Source organism: Bacillus sp. AR4-2 (assembly GCF_008274865.1).
Taxonomy (GTDB): Bacteria; Bacillota; Bacilli; order Bacillales; family Bacillaceae_G; genus Bacillus_A; species Bacillus_A cereus.
The window spans coordinates 748,468-769,383 of record NZ_CP031062.1 but is presented as its reverse complement, the minus strand read 5'-3'; the positions used below and the strand labels follow the sequence as shown (position 1 = coordinate 769,383).

Here is a 20,916-nt window from a genome sequence, read left to right as displayed (position 1 = left end):
ATGAAGAACAAGCTTTCATGAGGATTGATTGCATAATAAAAAGACACCCCCGCAAAAACGAGAATGTCTCATCTATTAACCTTCAATAATCTCCATCTTCTCCGTAATCGGAGTACGAGCTTTTCCTTCTGGTGCTTTATCGAAATAGCCGATATGAAGAATTCCAACGATACGTTGGCCTCTTGTTAAACCGATTCCTTCTATAAATAATGGATTGTAGTTTAATCCGCCTGATTTCCAAACACAACCTAATCCACGTTCCCAAGCAAGAAGTTGGAAGTTTTGCATAAATGCACATGTTGCAGCGTAATCTTCGTCACGCTGAATTTGACGTGGATCTTCATTCATATATACAACGATTTGTGCAGGTGTGCTTAAAAAACGATCTGATAAAATTTTACCGCGTTTCGCTCTTTCTTCTTCTGTGAAAGAGTTTAATACTGCGTCTACTAATTTCTTGCGGCCTTCTCCAATGTATAGTTTACAATTCCATGGTTCACGGTGCTTATGATTAGGTGCCCATGTTGCGTCGTTTAATAGTTCAATTAATAAATCTTTTTCTACTGCTTTATCTGTAAATGTACGTACAGAACGTCTTTCTTTAATCACATTTGCGATGGAAGTATATGTAGTCATATTTATCTCTCCCTTATTTTTATCTATATGTATAAGTTTATCGTTAGTATTGATATTGATTTTCAATTTCGATTATACCTTAGTTTTTTACTATTAATCAATGTTTTATGTTGGAAAACTTCTAAAAACGTCATTCCATGCTGTGAATAAAAAAACTTAACTTGTTCACAAGTATTTCACATTTTATGGAAATGATATGTGTACAGTTTTCTACATTATCCATCTAGGAGGAGTTTACATGTACAAAAAAATCGCTGTTTGTATGACTATGGCAGCATTATTATGCGGGATATCCACCTTCCCTATATCCGCTGCCACGCCAAAAGAAGTAACACTGCATCACCATAACCCAATTTCAGAAGAAGAAATGCAATCGCTAGAAAAACTCGGCTATAACAAACATGAAATTTGGAAAGCTGCTCATATTGCAAGAATTAGTAATAAAGAAATAAAAGATGTTTTAGCTTACTATAAGCAAAATAAATCTTGGGAGAAAACAGCCGAGCATTTCGGTATAGATCCAAGTAAGCTGAAAAAGCATCATATGAATAAAGAAACAAAGCAAGCACTGCTACAACAGTTAGCAACTATGCAAAAATCCACACCGGATCAGCTAAAGCAAAAAATGAAAGAATATAACATCAAATTGCGTCATCTTACTGTGTTAACAATCATCTCTCAAAAAAGCAATACTCCTCTTGATGATGTATTAAAGATGAAAAAAGATGGAATGGACATTAAACAAATTGCCGAAAAATTAAATGTAAAAAGAGAAGATATACGAGCGGAAATGATGAAATTAGTGAAGTCGATTAAAGAAAAGAAAACAAATTAATATACCAAAAAGGAAGAGATTTTCAATACTCTTCCTTTTCTTTATGAACTTTCAATTTTCAAGTATAAATTCCCGTCTTTCCCAAAAACTAACACAAGTAAATGATGTAAGTTAGGGGTGAGAAAATGTTCGGTTTATCATCTAAGAAATCAAAAAAGACTAGTACAAAAACACTTTGTTCTATTCCAGAATTTATACAAACCATGAAAGAATCAAGCGATTTTGTCTCTTATAACATACTTAAAGATGAAACGTTGTGCTTGTTTTATTATAAATCTGTCGTGGAAGCACTTATTATTAAACAATTCATTTTAACTCCTATAAAAAAGGAATCGGAACAAATTCAAAACATCTCTGATTTATGTAATATCATCTCTATTGAAGACATCATTACCTCCCCTTCTATTGATGATATTCGTGAAAAATTATTAGGTGGATATATTTTAATACGCTTAAAAAACAATTCGAATCCTGATCAATATGCTTTAATTCGTGCCGAAAGTACTGTTTTAGGAAAACGATTATATAACGATACAGAAAATGAGTATAGCGTAATCGGGCCTAAAATCGGTTTCGTTGAAAACCTTGATACAAATATCCACTTATTACGCCGAAATATCGTAACGGAGCAACTCATTTTTAAAGAAGTTACCGTCGGATCTATATCAAAAACGAAAGTAGCAGTTGCTTATATAGAAGGAATTACAAATGAACAATTTGTCAACACCGCAATTCAACGGCTAGAAGACATTGACTTTGATGTCCCATTTGATTCAACTATGATTGAGCAATTTATTAGTGATAATAGCAATTCACCTTTTCCTGTTCTATTGCCTACAGAACGATTAGATCGAGCTGTATTTGCATTAATTAACGGGGAAGTTTTAATTTTAACAGATGGCTCTCCATATGCTTTATCAGGACCAACAACGTTACTGGATTTTTTCATTTCACCAGAAGATTATTATTTACCGTGGATGATTGGATCGTTCTTTCGTATTATTCGTTTTTTCGGAGCTATATTTTCTCTTTTTTCCTCCGCTATTTATACAGCGGCTTTAACATATCATTATCAAATGATTCCTGCCGATTTACTAGGTCCTATTATTTTCTCGAGAGCTAACGTACCTTTTCCTCCTATTCTAGAAGCACTCTTTTTAGAAATTACAATTGAATTGCTTCGTGAAGCGGGAGCGCGTTTACCGACAAAAGTCGGACAAACGATCGGGATTGTTGGGGGGATTGTAATTGGCCAAGCATCCGTGGAGGCAGCTTTGACAAGTACAATTTTATTAATTGCAGTTGCTTTATCCGCTCTTGCATCTTTCACAACACCAACAGTAAAGATGTCTTCTACTATCCGGTTGTTACGCTTTCCGCTTATTCTTTTAGCCGGTGCATTCGGAGGATTAGGCCTCGCTGTCGGATTTGTATTTATTTTAGCTCATTTAATTAAATTAAAATCGCTTGGATCACCTTATTTGTTACCTTTATATCCATTTCGTGGTTTAGGTACAGCAGAAGGTTTTCTTCGATTACCATTTAGTCAAACGGCACAAAGACCTTCTTTTCTTAGACCAAAATCAAAATGGCGCTACAATCCAAACAAATCGAAGCAAAAACGTGATGGTGAGAATGAATGAAGAAAATTTTATTGCACCTTATTATCATTATCTTCTTCATTTTACAAACTGGCTGTACACAAACGTATATAGTGGATACGCAGCGTATTATTCATGTCGCTGGATTTGACATCACTAAAAACAAAAGATTCCAAGGAACTATTCTCTTCCCAGAGTACACACATGGTGTAAAGTCTAAACCAGAAACTCAATCAACATCTGCCCGTTCACTTGAGACAATCGCTTCACGATTAAATGCAAAATCACCTCACAATGTCGTTGTAGGTCAAATGCGTGTCGTCCTATTTGGAAAGGCTCTAGGAGAACGCGGAATGGGAGAGATTATTACTAACTTACAACGTGACCCAAATATCGGGCGCGATGTACAACTAGCAATTGTAGATGGATCAGCTGAGGAACTTTTAAATTACGGAAAAAAAAATGGATCTTTATACATTGCTGATTTACTTGAACAAAATATCCGAAATGAGAACATTCCACAAACCGCATTAGACATTTTTTTATATAATTACTACTCTTCTGTATGTGATGCCTATGTCCCTTATCTTAAAATGGACGATAATCATTCCGTCGCTGTCAAAGGACTTGCTTTTTTAAAAGGCGATAAAGTCGTTATGTATACGGATAAAAGACATTCTGTTTTAGCAAAATTACTTATTAACCCTACGAAAAATGGACGTTACGAAGCAGCGATAACAAAGGATAAACATAAAGGTATGGTTGTTATACAAAACTTAGCTGGGGAAAATAAGTATGATATAGATCAAACTGGCGACATACCAAAAGTAAAAATCCATTTAAAATTAAATGGATTAATTAAAAACTCTCCAAATTGGATTGATCTAAGAAAAAAAACAAATATCAACTATATAAAAAAACAAATTGAAAGAAATGTTGAAAAAGACTGTGAAGATTTAATAAAACAATTTCAAGAAAAGAAAATTGATCCTTTAGGAATACGAGATGAAATTAGAAGCCATACGAGAAAATGGAATATAAAACAAATTCGAAATATGTATCAAAATGTAGCGGTGGATATAAATTTAGATCTTAATATTGTACAATCTGGAATCGGGGAATAGTGAGGTGAAATGAGCAATGAATACAATGAATAAAACAAAAACTGTCTCTCCATATTTTGCATTTATTTTATTGCATTCTCTCCAAATCGGAATAGGAATTCTCGGATATCAACGTGTAATTTTGAAAAATGCAGGTTATGATGCTTGGATTTCTCTTATTATTGCAGGTATTGCAACTCATATTGTACTGTTTTGTATGTTAAAAATGCTTGAAAAAGACGGAGATTTAATTAGCATTCATACAACAACCTTTGGAAAATGGATTGGCTCTATATTTTCTGTAATTTTCACTCTCTATTGCTTATTATTTTGCCTTACTGTTCTTCGTACATATATGGAAGTAATACAAGTTTGGATCTTTCCTACCATTAAGTTATGGAAACTTACGCTTATGTTTTTATTAGTCACTTACTACATTATAAAAGGTGGCTTCCGTTCTGTGACAGGGATATGTTTTTGGGGTATTGTTCTTCCTATGTTCGTTGTATTCTTTTTAGTCTATCCGATGAAGTATGCACATTTTCGTAATATTTTACCTATTTTTACGCATTCCCCTTTCGACATACTTGTGTCAGCAAAACAATCTGCATTAGAATTTCTCGGATTTGAAACAATTCTTATCTTCTATCCCTTTATTGAAAAAGGAAAATCTTTAAAAAGATGGGCTCACGCAGGGATTGTTTTTAGCACTCTAATTTATGTAGTTTTAGCTATTGTATCATTTATGTATTATAGTGAAGGACAATTGAATCACACTATTTGGCCTACTTTAACGATGTTAAAAATAATTAAAGTTCCTTTTATTCAACGGTTCGAATATATTATTATTTTTGTTTGGTTTTTAATAATTTTGCCGAATCTTTGTTTAACTATTTGGTCATCATGTCAAACGATGAAGCGTTCCTTTCATATTTCATTTAAATTTACACTACCATTTTTTATTTTCATCGTTTTTACAGCTTCTTTATTTTTTAAAAATCGGGAAAGTATCAACGCATTAAATACTGTACTATCTCAAGCGGGATTGTATATTGTATACGCTTATATCCCAATTTTATTTCTAGTTCATTCGCTAAGGTGGCGCTTCAAAAATCAGTCAAAAAAATCTTCAACCGATACACCGTAATCTCTGATACAATTTGATTAATACATTTGTAAAGGGGACAAGCGAATGAAAAAGTATGTATTTTCTTTACTTGCAGTACTAAGCTTAATTCTTGCTGGATGCGGAAGTACTGGTACAAATGACCAAAAATCTTCTGAATCAAAAAAAGAAGAACATGACCACGCATCGCACACTCAGCAAGCTGACATTCAAGAGAAAACAAAAGGAGTCGACACACTTCCGACCTTCCTAGATAAGCTTGATCCACAAATGAAAGATATCTACACCGTGGCTGGACAAAATGTAGAGCTATTAGATTGGATTCCATGCTATTGTGGTTGCGGCGAAAGTGTAGGACATAAAAATAATAAAAACTGCTTTATCCGTGAAATTAAAAAGAATGGTGAAGTTGTTTGGGATTCCCACGCAACGACTTGCGTCAATTGCCTAGAAATCGCAGTTGAATCTACTTCCATGAAACAAAAAGGAAAATCAACGCTAGAAATTCGTAACTATATCGATAATAAATATAAAGAAGGCTATGGCAAACCAACACCTACGCCAATGCCAAAAGCTTAAAAAACGAGGAAACTCCTCGTTTTTTCTTTTCATTCACTTTTTTTCTTAACAAATTCTTTCAAGTGTATTTCTCCTTACTTATCACACACTATATATAACTCTCGGTAAGGAGGGTACACAGTGCAAACATATAACGACTATGATAAAGCTCTCTATTACACGTATTGCTGTAATTGGGATAAATTACTCGTTCTCATGGTTCAAACGAACGATCAATTATTTTCTAAGCGTATTGAGCATTTTTTACACGCTTATCAATACAGCAAGGAACTACCAGAAGTTGATAAACAATTGCAGCTCCTATTTCAATATATTGACCATGCATCCCAAAAGTCGCATGTAGAAGAAGTAGAACAAATTCAAATGTAAAATATAGCGCTATTCTCTTCCGGAGAATGGCGCTTTTTTAAAATGTTTATATCAATAAAAGTTTCTCCTTATAAAACTTTTATTGATAAACATATTTTTTCTTTCTTTTCCATACCACTTCATACTATAATTTAGTATGTAACTATTATAAGAGAGGTATAAAATATGGGACGAGAAAAAAAGCAAGAATATGCTTTACTTACCGCATGGGGAGCTTCTTTTATCGCTACACTAGGAAGTCTGTACTTTTCCGAAATCATGAAATTTGAGCCTTGTGTTCTTTGTTGGTATCAACGTATTTTTATGTATCCATTCGTTTTATGGCTTGGTATCGCTGTAGCAAAGAAAGATTATCGCATTGCAAGTTATTCTTTACCAATTGCAAGTATTGGTGCTTGTATTTCTTTATATCACTATGCAATTCAAAAAGTCGCAGCATTTTCAGCTGCTGGGGCAGCTTGTGGACGTGTACCATGTACGGGAGAATACATAAACTGGTTCGGCTTTGTGACAATCCCGTTTTTAGCACTTATCGGCTTTATTACAATCGCTGTTTGTAGCTTTATTGTCATCAAAAACAAATAAGGAGATGAAAGAATGAAAAAAATGCTTATATTTGGTGGTATTATTATCGCCTTGTTCGTGGCAATTTTTGCTGTAACACAAATGGAAGAAAAAAATGCTACTAGTCAAAAGATTGATAATCCTACTGAAAGTAAGACAAACGGTCCTGACTACTACACAAATAAAATTTCTCTTTCAGATCTTCAAAAGAACTTAAAAGAGAAAAAAGAAGAAACAGTATACTTTTATCAAACATCTTGCGTTCATTGCCAAAAATTATCTCCTGTCCTAGTGCCAATGGCTAAAGACTTAAACGTTGATATGAAAGTTATGGATATTGAAAAATTAGATGCTCCTTGGGATGAATATAAAATTCAAGGTACACCAACAATCATTCATTTTAAAGATGGCAAAGAAGTGAGCCGTATTAGCGGTGAACAGCCGAAAGACAAATTAAAAGAATGGCTTGAGCAAACGAAAAAGTAACGAGAAAAGGAAACTCCTTCTACACATGAAATGGGCGTAAAATCCCACACTAATGTATAAGGAGGGGGTTTTATGCCAGAAGTAAGATGTTCTGTTTCCAACTGTTCTTTTTGGGGACAAGGTAACTTTTGTCAAGCAAGTGCGATCATCGTTCAGCCTGATGCAGATGAAACTGGTCAAACTGAAAATGATTCATATACAGCTGCTGTTTTAACAAACGAAACGCTAGAAAGTTCTGTAGCAACGAGTGTAGAGACTTGTTGTCATACATTTAAGCCTAGATATTAACAATTATTCCACCTCATATACGTGAGGTGGTTTTTTCTTTCTCTCTTCTGGTTTACGTCATCTCTAATTCTCCCTATAATAAAGTTAACATTTTTATGAATACGAAGGTGGAATACTATGGCTAAAACAATTGCAGATATCGCCAAATTGGCTGGAGTTGCAAAAAGCACAGTCTCTCGTTACTTAAACGGCGGATATGTAAGTGATAAAACAAAACTTAAAATCGAAGGTATTATTCAGGAAACAAATTTCTCTCCCAATACATTTGCTCAAAGTTTAAAAGCAAAAACAACAAATTTAATTGGTGTCATCATCCCCCGATTAGACTCCTTCGCTACAATGAAAACACTTATCGGGATCGATAAAACATTACAGGAAAATAACTATCAAATGCTTGTAGCAAATGCAAATCAAACAACCGGAACTGAAATACAAGCAATTGAAAACTTTATAAAACAAAAGGTAGCTGGCATTATTTTATTAACAAAAACATTAACGAATGAACATCAAAAAATTATGGCTAATTCAAACATCCCTATTTTATTCGTCGGGCAAGAATATAAAGATCAATATTGCCTCGTTCACGATGATTATGATGCAGCTTATGAGTTAGGGGCATACGTTTTATCGCAAGGCCATCGACATATTGCCTATTTAGGGATAGAAAAAGATGATATTTCTGTTGGAATAAATCGAAAAAATGGTTTTCAAAAAGCAATTGAAAATTTAGAACCGACTTGCAACGTTTCATATTACGAAACAACTTTCCGCATAGAAGATGCCATGAAACAAGTACAACATATTTTAGATAATAATCGCCCAACTCTTATCGTATGTGCTACAGATAACATCGCTCTTGGCGCAATGAAAGTCATTCACTCCCACTCTCTTTCTGTACCAGGTGATATTTCTGTAACAGGATTCGGTGGATATGATATTTCAGAAATGGTACACCCTAGTTTAACGACAATTGCGTTTGACTATGAGTATGCTGGAAAGCTTGCTGCCACTTCTCTTTCACAGCTTGTTGAAAACAAAACTATACCAAAAATATTACACTCTCGTTATACATTAAAAATCCAAGAAAGCGTTGACAAAATATAAAGGCGCTCTATAATAAAATTAAAACCGGTTCCACATTTTAAAAACAGGATTTTCAACATCATTTCCCTGTTTTTTATTTTAACTTTTTGCGGAACCGGTTCCACAAAAGGAAATTTATAGTAAGGGGGAATTTTTATGGATATGAAACAAATTGCAACTCAAGTAATACAGAATATTGGTGGAAAGGAAAACATTGTTCGTGCCACACATTGCGCGACTCGCCTTCGTCTTATATTAAAGGATGATACGAAAATAAACGCTGCAGAAATCGAAAACATCGATGGAGTAAAAGGTGCTTTTGCAACGACCGAGCAATATCAAATTATTTTTGGAACTGGCATAGTAAACAAAGTATATGGTGAATTCTCAAAACTAATTGGAATAGCCGAACTAGATTCTACAACATCAAACGATATACCTAAGAAAAAAATGAATCCTATCGCCCGCCTAGCAAAGACACTATCTAATATTTTTGTTCCAATTATTCCAGCTATCGTCGCAAGCGGTTTACTTATGGGTCTACTCGGAATGTTGAAAGCGTTTAAATTAGTTCCTGGAGATCACTCACTTATCCAATTACTTGATATGTTCTCAAGTGCAGCTTTCATCATTTTACCTATTTTAATTGGAGTTAGTGCCGCTAAAGAATTTGGTGGAAACATTTTCTTAGGTGCAGTTGTTGGTGGTATATTAACTCACCCAAACTTAACAAATCCTTGGACTCTTTCAAATGCAAAACCCACTGTTTTACATTTCCTTGGTATGGATATTGATATGATTGGCTATCAAGGTACTGTTTTACCTATTTTATTATGTGTATATGTTATGAGTACAATTGAAAAAGAACTTCGAAAACGTGTTCCGAACTCTTTAGATTTATTAGTTACACCATTCTTAACAATTATTATAACTGGCTTTTTATCACTTATTATTATCGGACCAATTGGATATAAAATCGGTGACGGCATTACGTACCTTTTAAATACAATTTATCAATTTGCAGGACCAGTAGCTGGACTTATATTCGGTGGATTGTATTCAACAATCGTTCTTACTGGCTTACATCATAGCTTCCACGCTATTGAAGCGGGCTTACTCGCAAATAAAGATATCGGTGTCAATTTCTTACTCCCTATTTGGTCAATGGCGAACGTTGCACAGGGCGGTGCTACTTTAGCTGTCTATTTCAAAACAAAAAACAAAAAAACGAAAGAAATTGCAATTCCAGCAGCAGCTTCAGCATTTTTAGGAATTACAGAACCAGCTATCTTTGGTGTCAATTTAAAACTTGGTAAACCATTTATTGCAGCAGCTATTGGCGGCGCAATTGGAGGCGCTTACGTTGTTTGGATGCAAGTAGCGGCTAATGCATACGGTTTAACAGGTATTCCGATGCTTACAATTGTTGCACCTCTTGGCATGATGAACATGATTCACTATATAATTGGTTTCGCTATTGCAGTTATCACTGCTTTTGTTGCCACATTCATTTTATATAAAGAAAGTAAATAATAACGGGGTGAAAACCTATGTCAAAATATAAAACAATACTGCAATCTAATAAAGACGAATTACATTCTTTATATGAAATTGCAAACCAAGATTCATGGAAACCAATTTATCATATCCACCCACCATTTGGATTAATGAATGATCCTAACGGTGTATCATACTACAATGATGAATATCACGTTTTTTATCAGTGGTATCCATTTGGTCCCATTCATGGAATGAAGCATTGGGGGCATGTGAGGTCAAAAGACCTTATTAACTGGGAGCGTATGCCTGTAGCCATCATCCCTACTGAAAGCTATGAATCACACGGTGCATATTCTGGTAGTGCTATCGTAAAAGATGGCCTTCTTCATCTACTTTATACAGGGAATATAAAAAAGCCTGATGATTCCCGTGATGCAAAACAATGTATGGCAACAATGGATTCACAATATACGATGACGAAATATAGTAATAATCCTGTTATTGATATAATTCCTGACGGATATACAAAACATGTACGTGATCCAAAAGTCTGGAAACATAATGATATGTACTATATGTTACTCGGTGCCCAACGTGAAAATAAAACAGGAACTCTATTACTATACAAATCACAAGACCTATACAATTGGCATTTCCAAGGCGAAATTACAACAAACTTAAAAGAATTCGGATTTATGTGGGAATGCCCCGATTACTTCCAATTATCAGGGAAAGATGTACTTCTCTTTTCACCGCAAGGAATTGAAAAAGACGGAGAAAACTTTCACAATGTATACAATGTCGTTTATGCTATAGGCCATTTCGATATTAAAAATTTATATTTCCATGTTGATTCCTATTACGAAGCTGATAAAGGATTCGATTTTTATGCCCCTCAAACTTTAGAAGACTCTACTAGTCGTCGCCTATTGTTTGCTTGGGCAGGATCAAGTGAAATCACATATCCTTCTGATGATTATATGTGGGCTCATTGCCTAACACTTCCACGTGAATTAACATTAGAAGATAACATCTTAAAACAAAAACCAGTTTCAGAATTAACAAAACTACGAACAACAAAAAAAGACATTTCAGGAGATATAACAGCTGGATTAAATGTATTATCAACGCTTGATGATGAAGACTCCTATGAATTAATTGTTACACTTAAAACAGAAGATGCAAAGCGTTTTGGTCTTTCTCTCTTCCACAATGAGGAGGAATGTTTCCCCATTACATTTAATCGGGAACAAGGTACTATTTCTATAGACAGGGGCAACTTCTACCATCAATTTGGCGGAGAATATGGATTTGAACGCTGTAAAAAAATCAATATTCAAGATACGATAGAACTACAAATATTTGTAGATAAAAGCATCGTGGAAATTTTCTTATACGATGGTTCAACAGTCTTTACGTCCCGAGTTTTTCCCCGAAAAGACATGAAACATCATATCGCAATCTTTTCAGATGCAAAACTAAGCTTTACCATCACACAATATAAGCTGAAAAGAGGGATTGTATGAGAAATGTCTTTTGTATAGGTGAACTATTAATTGATTTTGTGTGCCGAAATACTAACGTTTCTTTAGTAAACGGTTCAGATTTCGAAAAAAAAGCTGGTGGAGCACCCGCTAACGTTGCTGCTGCGATTACAAAATTAGGTGGACACGCTACATTTATGGGGCAAGTAGGAAACGACCCATTTGGTGAGTTTCTTGAACAAACTTTACAGCGTGCGCAAGTCGATACATCCATGCTCATAAAAGATAAACAAACAACACTTGCATTCGTATCCATCGATCAAGATGGCGAACGTGATTTTACTTTTATGCGTGGTGCAGATGGTGAATATCAATTCAATAGCATTGATTTATCAAAAATACAAACGAGTGATTTAATACATTTCGGTTCAGCGACAGCTTTACTATCAAGCCCATTAAAAGAAACGTATTTTCAGTTGTTACAATATGCGAAAGATAAAGGCCATTTTATTTCTTTTGATCCAAATTATCGAAGTGCACTCATTACAAATACAGAACAATTCTCTCAAGATTGTCTAACCTTTATAAAACATGCACACTTCGTAAAAGTAAGTCAAGAGGAAGCTACTATGCTCTCTAAAGAGAGTGATTTACAACAAGCTGCACTCAAATTATTAAATTATGGCGCAAAAGTAGTAGCTATTACACTTGGAAAAGACGGTACCCTTCTTGCGACAAATGAAGGTCAAACTATTGTCTCTTCTATTTCCATTCAACAAGTCGATACAACTGGTGCTGGTGATGCTTTCGTTGGAGCAATGTTATATCAGATTGCCCAAAGTGAACATACACTTTCGTATCATTTCAAAGACTTAACAGCATTTATCTCCTTTGCCAATAAAGTAGGCGCTATCACATGTACAAATTACGGTGCAATTGCCTCTCTTCCATCATTAACAGATATAAAAGCATACGATTAATCGTATGCTTTTTTTACATTCCTCTCCAAAAATCATGCATAATAAAAAAGTACAAAATAACGAGAACGGCCGTCCCGCATAGGGTAATGCGCCGATATATACTCTTCTCTCCTTCCCTCGCTTTCACAAACGCCCAAATAAATCCGAAGAACAATATTAAATCAACATATGGAACATAAAAAGAAAAGACGAGAAACGCATATAAATACACGATAAATAAACAGGTCGTTACTAAGAAAACTTTAAACGCAAATTCACTTTTCATAATATAACCGCCCCCTATCTGTACTGTATTATATTCAGCAAAATACAATAGTTGCAGTTAAACTCCAAGTATAAATAAGCTACCGTCTATAATACGGTAGCCATTACGGAACATTGTATTTCCGTTTATATATATTACTTAAAATCGAAGAAGGAATTTGCTCGTAACGAACTTTCTCTCCTGTTTCATCTATAATATACGAATTGTTTCCTATATAATATATTCCATCTTTTCGTTTTGAGTACACTGGATATCTTTCATTTGGCAATACCGTTTTCACTTTCGTTAACTGTCCATTTGGTTCTTGCCAATATATATCCGCGCGGTCTACTAGCGTAAGTACTCCAATTTGTTCTTCTTCTATTTTTCGACCATTCCAGCTCACAACGCGATAACCAAGCTTATTCGCTTCATATTCGGGGCTCGTATGAAAACGAGAAATGATTACTTTTGTTTGTAATTGTACTCGGTCATATAACCATTGTATATCCCTGTCATGCATACGAATGCAGCCATTTGATTCCCTACTTCCAATCGTCCATTCCCGGTTCGTCCCGTGAATTGCATATTCATTCTTATCTAGTCCAAGCCACCTCGTACCAAGAGGGTTATTCGGTGCACCCCCAGGTATTTTTTTTCGATGGTATTCTTTATTTTTAAATTTAGTTATAATACAAAAATTACCTTCAGGCGTAGGTGTACGATCTCTTCCAGTCGTTACTGGAAATGTTTTTGTGTAATTTCCATTTTCAAAAAAAGACAACTGGTTCGTCGTAAGATTTACTAATATTAAATGATCTGTATTAGCAAAAGCACTAACCGGTAGGATGAAAAATAATAGTATGATGAAACATAACTTTTTCAGCTATATCCCCCCTAGCGCTCCCTATAATAAGTGGAATTAACATTACTTTGCTCTTATAAATGAAAACTATCCATTTACAATAACGCCCCCATTTACATGTATCATTTGCCCAGTAACATAGGATGAATCACCAGATGCCAAGTATACATATGCCGGCGCTAATTCATATGGTTGACCAGGTCTTTGCATCGGAACATTGCTCCCAAACTGAGAGACTTTCTTCTCATCAAAGCTCGATGGAATAAGCGGTGTCCAAATCGGGCCTGGTGCAACACCATTTACCCGAATCCCTTTTTGCACTAACGATTGAGAAAGTGATCTTGTAAAAGCTACGATTGCTCCTTTCGTTGCGGAATAATCAATTAACGTTTCATTTCCTTCATATGCAACGATAGATGCCGTATTTATAATGACATCCCCTTTCTTCAAATGAGAAAGGGCTGCTTTCGTAACGTGAAAATAAGAAAAAATATTAATACGAAATGTTTTTTCTAGCTGTTCTGCTGTAATATACTCTAGCCCTTGCTGCGGATATTGCTGTGCAACGTTATTAACTAAAATATTTAAACTACCTAACTGCCGGGCGGTCTCTTCCACAATATCTTTACAATGCTGTTCATTACTCAAATCCCCCGGCAACAATACACACTTTACACCTTCTTTTTCAACACGTTGTTTCGTCTCATTTGCATCTTCTTCCTCATCTAAATAAGCAATCGCAACATTTGCTCCCTCTTTTGCAAAAGCGATGGAAACTGCTCGTCCAATTCCGCTATCCCCTCCCGTAATTAACACATTCTTCCCTTTTAACTTTTCACTTCCTTTATAGTTTGCATCTTCAAACTGCGGAAGGGGGCTCATTAATGATTCAATACCTGGCTGCTTATTTTGATGTTGCGCAGGCATTGTTATAAAGTTTTTTTGTTGTGGCATAGCTTCTTTCAACTCCTTTTCCTTAGCATGTGCACAATAAAAAGCTGAAATTCACACATCGTTTTACGATTAATATTCGAATTTAAGACACAAAATATGAATTGTTATAAACTTTTTATGCAAAACTATTGCAAAATAGATAAAAAACGAATATTATATATAACTGTTGTGAAAATTATTCGTAAACAGAAAGGATGTTTATATGTTTAACCTTTCAAAACATAAAACTTCTATTAAAACTGAAATTATGGCAGGTATTATTACCTTCTTAACAATGGCATATATCATTGTCGTAAACCCTGTTATCCTTGGAGATGCAGGTGTTCCATTTGAACAAGCATTTACAGCAACAATTATTGCTGCTGTTGTCGGAACATTATTTATGGCAATCTTTACAAACTTACCAATCGCAATCGCGCCAGGTATGGGATTAAATGCTTACTTCTCTTACTCTGTTGTAAAAGCGCATGAAGGCATGACTTTCGCAATTGCATTCTCTGCTGTATTCGTAGCAGGTATGATTTTAATTTTGCTATCATTTACATCTTTCCGTACAAAATTAATGGAAGCAATTCCTGAAAACTTAAAACATGCAATTACTGCTGGTATCGGGCTATTTATCGCCTTTATCGGTTTACGTTTAACAGGTATCGTTACAAAAAATGATGCAAACTTAGTTGGACTTGGTGATCTTCACTCTGCTCCAGTACTACTAGCATTAGCTGGACTTGGAATTACAATTGTCCTTATGTCTTTAAATGTAAATGGCGCACTATTTATCGGGATGTTATTAACTGGTATTATCGCTTTCTTCACAGGACAATTAACATTCTCAAACGGTGTTACATCAATGCCTGGATTACCAGAAGGAATTATCGTTTCAAATCCAATTACTGCTGTATCTGACGTAATTAACTACGGATTATACGGCGTTGTATTCTCATTCTTCCTTGTTACACTATTCGATACAACAGGTACATTACTTGGCGTTGCACAACAAGGTGGATTTATGAAGGACGGAAAGCTTCCAAAAGCAGGACGAGCTCTTCTATCTGACTCATTCTCAGCAACTATTGGTTCTATGTTCGGAACGACACCATCAACAGCTTACATTGAATCATCTGCTGGTGTTGCAGCTGGTGGTCGTACTGGTTTAACAACTGTTACAGTAGCTGTTCTATTCGCATTAGCAGCATTCTTCGGACCATTAGTAAGTGCTGTTTCTGGTGTATCAGCTATTACTGCTCCATCATTAATTATCGTTGGTAGTCTTATGATGGGTTCAGTTCGCCACATCGATTGGGACGCATTTGATGAAGCATTCCCAGCATTTTTAGTAATCTTAAGCATGCCACTTACATCAAGTATCGCAACAGGTATCGCACTTGGATTTATTTCATATCCACTTATGAAAGTGGCAAAAGGTAAATTCCGTGCTGTTCACCCACTTGTATATGTATTTGGAATTTTGTTTGCTTATCAATTGATATTCTTACCACATTAAAATCCCTCATAAAGAGGGATTTTTTTATACATAAAAAGTAGAGCATCGAAATTCGATGCTCTATTTTCCTTTTTTAAAAGCAATATAAAAAGGCTACAGAGAAATTCTTCTCCGCAGCCTAATATTTATTTTTGCAAGAACGCCTGCAAATCTGCAAACTGTCTCTTTGCATCTTCATAGCCTTGCTCGTATAGATTTTGTAGTTTTGCTGTATCTTTTTCCATACGATCTACTTGAAGCGGTACTTCTGGACGAATAACAAATAAATTCCCAGCTTGTTCTTCTTTTTCAATATAGTGAAGTGTTTCATTATACACTTCATAACGATTTAGCATCGTGTTCACAAGGTTCGGATATTTTTTATAAGCTTTCGCAGCAATCCACCCAAATCTTGATTTTTTCTTTGCGTAACCATGATTTCTCGTTAAAATTACGACTGATTTTTTAAATCCATCTTCCTGTGCTTTACGAACTGGAATTGGATCAGAAATCCCGCCATCTAACAGTTGCTTACCACGATAATTTACGACTGGTGCAATGAAAGGCAATGAACTAGACGCTTGTAATAAATTTAGTGCATCATCATTCGTTCCTTCTTTTTCAAAATAAACAGACTGTCCTGTTTCACAATCCGTCGTTCCTACAAGGAAACGTTCTGGACTATTAAAGTATGTTTCAAAATCAAACGGCACATGCTTTTCTGGAATTTCATGAAAAATGAAATCCATATCAAATAGCTGACGTTTTCTCCATAAATTTTTATACGATAAATATTTCGGATGTGATGCATAATCAATATTGACCGTTTTATTTCTATTTCTTTGTCTGGAAAGATACGACGCTGCATGACAAGCACCAGCTGATACACCGATTACATATGGAAAATATAAATCTTGTTCCATAAAGTATTCTAATATCCCGCCCGTGTATACACCACGCATACCGCCGCCTTCTAATACTAACCCCGTATTTTCAAGCATGTTACTCTCTCCTCTATATATATTGACTCTTTAATTATTCACCATGTTAAGTATCTTTTTCTATTATATATGAGTTCTTTCAGAAATTATATTTAAAAGCCTTGAGAAAAAGGAGTTTTTTCTTCCAATTATATTTCCAAATGACCGGAGACATCCTTTATAAACCTTTGAATAAAGTCTTGCTCTTCTTTCGTATATCCATCTAAAAGTAACAACCACTTTTCTTCAGCTTGCTTATGCAATTTTTCATGAGCTTTATATATTTCATTCCCACTCTCCGTTAAGCTGAAGAAGATTTCTTTTTGATTATCTAACATTTGCATCTTCTCAACGAATTGCTTTTGAAACAACTTTGTACAAATTTTAGAGATTGCTCCCTTCGTCAGGCCCATTTCTGTCGTAATTGCCGTTACATTCATCAAACCATTTTTTCCGATACATTCGATTACATGTAACTCAGATAAAGACATACTACTTACGCCTGTCTCACGAAGAAACTTCTCATTTTGTCGTTTTAAATGTTCTTCTTTTTTATGCAAAAGTGTACGAATGTCCGAAAGTATTTCCATTTGCTTCGTTGCATGCTTCAATCCGTTCGCCTCCTAAGTTTCCAAAGAAACAATTTAACTATATACCATTTTAAAACCATTTTTTCATCTTTACAAGTAAGAAAATCATGTTAAAATAAATTTAGTTTCCGAGGAAACTAAATCACAAGGAGGTTAACATGATGAAAAACTCTAAACTAACTTTTATTTTATATGTTGTCTGTATTAGTGCCTTACTCGGTTCCTTCACTCAAAATATTTACACACCTATCTTACCGATGATTCAAAATTCTTTTCACACTTCTCTTTATCTTGTAAATGTAACAGTTTCACTTTTCACATTCGTTCTTGCAATTATGCAGCTCGTATATGGACCTTTAATTGATACAAAAGGGAGAAAATCTGTCCTTATCCCTAGTTTAGTCATTAGTACAATTGGTTCAATCGGATGTGCCTTTTCGGCAAACATTTATTTATTTCTCTTTTTTAGAGCTGTTCAAGCTATAGGAATAGCGGCTATACCTGTAGTTTCAGCAACGATTATCGGCGATTTATTTGAAGGAAAAGAACGCGGAGAAGCGATGAGCCTATACCAAATGTTACTTGCCCTCGCACCTGCAATGGCTCCTCTCATAGGTGGTTATCTTGGCAGTATAAATGGTCACTTATCTGTATTTCTCTTTTTATCTACACTTGGCATTATCTTATTAATTATAAACATTTCACTACTCCCAGAAACAAAGCCAAATATAATTAAACAATCTAAAGCACAAAAGAATTACTCTCTTATCTTAAAAAATAAAACTGGATTTTCTATTACTCTTATTGGCTTCATTCAATTTTGTATTTACTTTTGCTTTCTCGTTTTTTTACCGAGTATTTTAACAAATTCATTTCATTTAACTGTAAATAAAATTGGTCTTATGTTTGTACCAATGTCTCTTTCTATCATGCTAGGAAGTTTTTGCTACAAATTTTTGCAAAAACGCCTCACAACAAAGCAAGCTTTATTTATTACGAGTTTCTTCAATATTATATGTGTCGTTTTATTCTCTTTCACATATAACATCAATATCCCATTCATCATTATCGTTACATCTTTGTACGGTTTTAGTATGGGACTTTCTATGCCAACTCACACTACTTTATTAACAGAAGAATTCGTACAAGAACGCGCAACAGCTATTGGTATGTACAACTTCATCCGCTATCTTGGTATGGGCACAGGGCCACTTATAGGTGGATTTCTTTTATTTAACCAAAATTACTTTTGGATTTTCTTCCTAGGCGCAATTATGTTTTTACTTGTAATCTTATATACAATGAAAATGCTAAGTTTTCATTCTGTACAAAAAGCAAAATAGAGCCCCCAAAAAGGTCGGCTCTATTTATCCTCTTTGATCCGCAACAATATGAATATCAATATACTTTGTTTGTCTCATAATTTCATTTACAATAGAGCCTTTTCGTATTTCTTCCCACCTTGTTCTAGCCGATTGTCCAAGTAAAATTTGTGTTACTTGCAATCTTTTCGCGACTTCAATAATAACATCCGCTGGCTTTCTTCCCTTTGCTTCTTCTAATACAAAACTTGCATCAAATTGATTCGTGAGCGCCTTCCACTCTTCGATCGTCTGCTTTTTTCCAGCTGAAATAGAATCTATATTTTCCCTCTCAACGTTTAATACGTACAATTCAGCATTTAACCGATCAGCCATGCGCCATCCCCGTCGTATTAATTTCTCCGCTGTTGAACTGTATTGTACACAAACGAGAATTTTTTCTTTTACGCCAATCGGTTCTATTACTGTTTGGCTAATTTTCTCGTCCATATCATCCGCAACTTCTCGAAGTGATAATTCCCTAAGTGCTCCTAAATTATTAAGTGTAAAGAAGTTTTGTAAGCTTTGCTGAATTTTTTCTTCTTTATATATCTTTCCGTCTATTAGTCTCTTCCTTAATACCTCGGGCGTTGCATCAACGAGCTGAATTTCATTTGCTTTTTGTAAAATAAAATCTGGAATTCGTTCTCTTACTTTTACATTCGTAATTTGAGCTACAATATCATGAACACTTTCTAAATGTTGAATATTAAAAGCTGATAATACCGATATACCAGCCTCTAACAATTCCTGCACATCCATATAACGTTTCTTATGTTTAGAACCAGGAACATTACTATGCGCAAGTTCATCCACTACAACTACTTGCGGCGCGCGTTTTTTTATTCCTTCCACATCAAGCTCATAAAATACCTTTCCTTTATACTGTATTTCTTTCAAAGGAACTTTTTCTAAATCAGCAATTGCTTCTTCCGTCTCTTTTCTTCCATGCGTTTCAATTAAACCAATTACAATATCAATTCCATCTTTTTTCATTTCCCTTGCATCAAAGAGCATTTTATAACTTTTTCCTACGCCTGGAGCTGCTCCTACATATAGCTTTAACTTTCCGCGATTTTGCTGACGAATATATTCTAAATATTCCTCTGGCGTTCGCCTTTGAAACTTCGGTTCATAATCATCTGCATACAAAATAAACACTACCTTTCATTCGAAACAACGCTACCTCAATCCATTAGATTGAGGTAGCACTGTTACTATTTCATTAATTTCTGTAATGCCAAATTTAGCTTTAAGACGTTTACGCGGGTCTCTCCAAATAAACCAAGCGCAGCACCTTCTGTTTGATCTTTAATCAATTGATTAAGTTTTTCTTTCGGAATATTTGTTAATTTCGAGATGCGATCCACCTGCACCGAGGCCGCCTTTGGACTAATATCAGGATCAAGCCCTGAACCTGAATTTGTCACTAAATCTATTGGTATTTCTGTAACCGGAACAGCTGGATTTTTTTCCTTCCAGTCCGCAATACTTTTCTCTACTCGCTTTGCTAAATCTGGATTAGATGGTGCATAGTTATTTGAACCAGATGCTTCAGCCTTATATTCAATACTAGAAACACGCCCTTGAAAATAACGTGGATCCGTGAAGTTTTGACCAATTAATTTAGAACCAATCACTTCATTTTTATCATTATATATTAGACTTCCATCCGCGTTATCCTTCATTACTGCTTGTGCAATACCAGTAACAATAAGTGGGTATACAAGTCCACACAACACTAGAAATGTAAAAGTAATACGGATAATTGGTGATAGTATACTTTGTTTCTTCTCCATCTTTTT

General features: G+C 34.9%; 23 protein-coding genes. 15 read left to right on the top strand and 8 right to left on the bottom strand.

Features of this window, described 5'->3' with window-relative positions; genetic code table 11:
- Nucleotides 1–75: 75 nt before the first annotated feature.
- Nucleotides 76–636, bottom strand: a complete 561-nt coding sequence (locus DN399_RS04005) for a nitroreductase family protein (protein ID WP_000214821.1) — start codon at nt 634–636, stop codon at nt 76–78.
- A 238-nt stretch (nt 637–874) separates the two neighbouring features.
- On the opposite strand from DN399_RS04005, the gene DN399_RS04000 reads away from it, so the two are divergent.
- From DN399_RS04000 to DN399_RS03940, 13 genes are all read left to right on the top strand, one after another.
- Nucleotides 875–1,471, top strand: coding sequence for a hypothetical protein (locus DN399_RS04000; protein WP_069604139.1), 597 nt, complete (start codon nt 875–877; stop codon nt 1,469–1,471).
- A 125-nt stretch (nt 1,472–1,596) separates the two neighbouring features.
- On the top strand, nt 1,597–3,114 hold the full coding sequence (locus DN399_RS03995; protein WP_069604140.1) for a spore germination protein: 1,518 nt from the start codon (nt 1,597–1,599) through the stop codon (nt 3,112–3,114).
- Nucleotides 3,111–4,196 (top strand): Ger(x)C family spore germination protein, encoded by a 1,086-nt coding sequence (locus DN399_RS03990; protein WP_000722252.1) that lies wholly within the window; start codon nt 3,111–3,113, stop codon nt 4,194–4,196. Before DN399_RS03995 ends, DN399_RS03990 begins: the two co-directional genes overlap by 4 nt.
- Nucleotides 4,197–4,212: 16 nt before the next feature.
- The gene (locus DN399_RS03985) at nt 4,213–5,322 is read left to right on the top strand and encodes a GerAB/ArcD/ProY family transporter (protein WP_001095034.1); all 1,110 of its coding nucleotides are present in this window, start codon (nt 4,213–4,215) and stop codon (nt 5,320–5,322) included.
- Between the two features lie 45 nt (nt 5,323–5,367).
- A complete protein-coding gene (locus DN399_RS03980; protein ID WP_149149328.1) occupies nt 5,368–5,880 on the top strand; it encodes a PCYCGC domain-containing protein in 513 nt (170 codons plus the stop codon).
- A 120-nt stretch (nt 5,881–6,000) separates the two neighbouring features.
- Complete coding sequence (locus tag DN399_RS03975) at nt 6,001–6,249, top strand: YhdB family protein (RefSeq protein WP_001195459.1); 249 nt, start codon at nt 6,001–6,003, stop codon at nt 6,247–6,249.
- Nucleotides 6,250–6,414: 165 nt separating this feature from the next.
- Nucleotides 6,415–6,834, top strand: a complete 420-nt coding sequence (locus DN399_RS03970) for a disulfide formation protein C (RefSeq protein ID WP_000532263.1) — start codon at nt 6,415–6,417, stop codon at nt 6,832–6,834.
- A 12-nt stretch (nt 6,835–6,846) separates the two neighbouring features.
- Entirely contained in the window at nt 6,847–7,299 is a 453-nt protein-coding gene (locus DN399_RS03965) for a thioredoxin family protein (RefSeq protein WP_000738450.1), read from the top strand.
- A gap of 72 nt (nt 7,300–7,371) precedes the next feature.
- On the top strand, nt 7,372–7,587 hold the full coding sequence (locus tag DN399_RS03960; protein ID WP_001115482.1) for a DUF1540 domain-containing protein: 216 nt from the start codon (nt 7,372–7,374) through the stop codon (nt 7,585–7,587).
- Between the two features lie 117 nt (nt 7,588–7,704).
- Complete coding sequence (locus DN399_RS03955) at nt 7,705–8,691, top strand: LacI family DNA-binding transcriptional regulator (RefSeq protein ID WP_001140402.1); 987 nt, start codon at nt 7,705–7,707, stop codon at nt 8,689–8,691.
- Nucleotides 8,692–8,826: 135 nt separating this feature from the next.
- Nucleotides 8,827–10,203, top strand: coding sequence for a sucrose-specific PTS transporter subunit IIBC (locus DN399_RS03950; protein ID WP_016121925.1), 1,377 nt, complete (start codon nt 8,827–8,829; stop codon nt 10,201–10,203).
- 17 nt (nt 10,204–10,220) lie between these two features.
- A complete protein-coding gene (gene scrB, locus DN399_RS03945; RefSeq protein ID WP_000049751.1) occupies nt 10,221–11,696 on the top strand; it encodes a beta-fructofuranosidase in 1,476 nt (491 codons plus the stop codon).
- Nucleotides 11,693–12,634, top strand: a complete 942-nt coding sequence (locus DN399_RS03940) for a carbohydrate kinase family protein (protein ID WP_149149327.1) — start codon at nt 11,693–11,695, stop codon at nt 12,632–12,634. Before scrB ends, DN399_RS03940 begins: the two co-directional genes overlap by 4 nt.
- Nucleotides 12,635–12,647: 13 nt before the next feature.
- Here the strand turns inward: DN399_RS03940 and DN399_RS03935 are convergent, their stop codons facing one another.
- From DN399_RS03935 to DN399_RS03925, 3 genes are all read right to left on the bottom strand, one after another.
- The gene (locus DN399_RS03935) at nt 12,648–12,899 is read right to left on the bottom strand and encodes a hypothetical protein (protein WP_000834195.1); all 252 of its coding nucleotides are present in this window, start codon (nt 12,897–12,899) and stop codon (nt 12,648–12,650) included.
- 103 nt (nt 12,900–13,002) lie between these two features.
- A complete protein-coding gene (locus DN399_RS03930) occupies nt 13,003–13,764 on the bottom strand; it encodes a L,D-transpeptidase (RefSeq protein WP_025709928.1) in 762 nt (253 codons plus the stop codon).
- 66 nt (nt 13,765–13,830) lie between these two features.
- Complete coding sequence (locus DN399_RS03925; protein WP_001136261.1) at nt 13,831–14,697, bottom strand: SDR family oxidoreductase; 867 nt, start codon at nt 14,695–14,697, stop codon at nt 13,831–13,833.
- Between the two features lie 202 nt (nt 14,698–14,899).
- Here DN399_RS03925 and DN399_RS03920 point away from each other — a divergent pair, with 202 nt between their 5' ends.
- On the top strand, nt 14,900–16,201 hold the full coding sequence (locus DN399_RS03920; RefSeq protein ID WP_000482715.1) for an NCS2 family permease: 1,302 nt from the start codon (nt 14,900–14,902) through the stop codon (nt 16,199–16,201).
- 125 nt (nt 16,202–16,326) lie between these two features.
- Here the strand turns inward: DN399_RS03920 and DN399_RS03915 are convergent, their stop codons facing one another.
- Nucleotides 16,327–17,181: a patatin-like phospholipase family protein gene (locus DN399_RS03915; protein WP_000892679.1), complete on the bottom strand. Its 855-nt coding sequence runs from the start codon at nt 17,179–17,181 to the stop codon at nt 16,327–16,329.
- A gap of 128 nt (nt 17,182–17,309) precedes the next feature.
- The gene (locus DN399_RS03910; RefSeq protein ID WP_016121923.1) at nt 17,310–17,771 is read right to left on the bottom strand and encodes a MarR family transcriptional regulator; all 462 of its coding nucleotides are present in this window, start codon (nt 17,769–17,771) and stop codon (nt 17,310–17,312) included.
- A gap of 140 nt (nt 17,772–17,911) precedes the next feature.
- Between DN399_RS03910 and DN399_RS03905 the strand changes: the two genes are divergently transcribed.
- Nucleotides 17,912–19,093 (top strand): MFS transporter, encoded by a 1,182-nt coding sequence (locus tag DN399_RS03905; protein WP_149149326.1) that lies wholly within the window; start codon nt 17,912–17,914, stop codon nt 19,091–19,093.
- Nucleotides 19,094–19,117: 24 nt separating this feature from the next.
- Here the strand turns inward: DN399_RS03905 and kdpDN are convergent, their stop codons facing one another.
- Nucleotides 19,118–20,272 (bottom strand): KdpD-like non-kinase potassium sensor, encoded by a 1,155-nt coding sequence (gene kdpDN, locus DN399_RS03900; RefSeq protein WP_074619043.1) that lies wholly within the window; start codon nt 20,270–20,272, stop codon nt 19,118–19,120.
- A gap of 56 nt (nt 20,273–20,328) precedes the next feature.
- On the bottom strand, nt 20,329–20,910 hold the full coding sequence (gene kdpC / locus DN399_RS03895; protein WP_000412594.1) for a K(+)-transporting ATPase subunit C: 582 nt from the start codon (nt 20,908–20,910) through the stop codon (nt 20,329–20,331).
- Nucleotides 20,911–20,916: the final 6 nt, after the last annotated feature.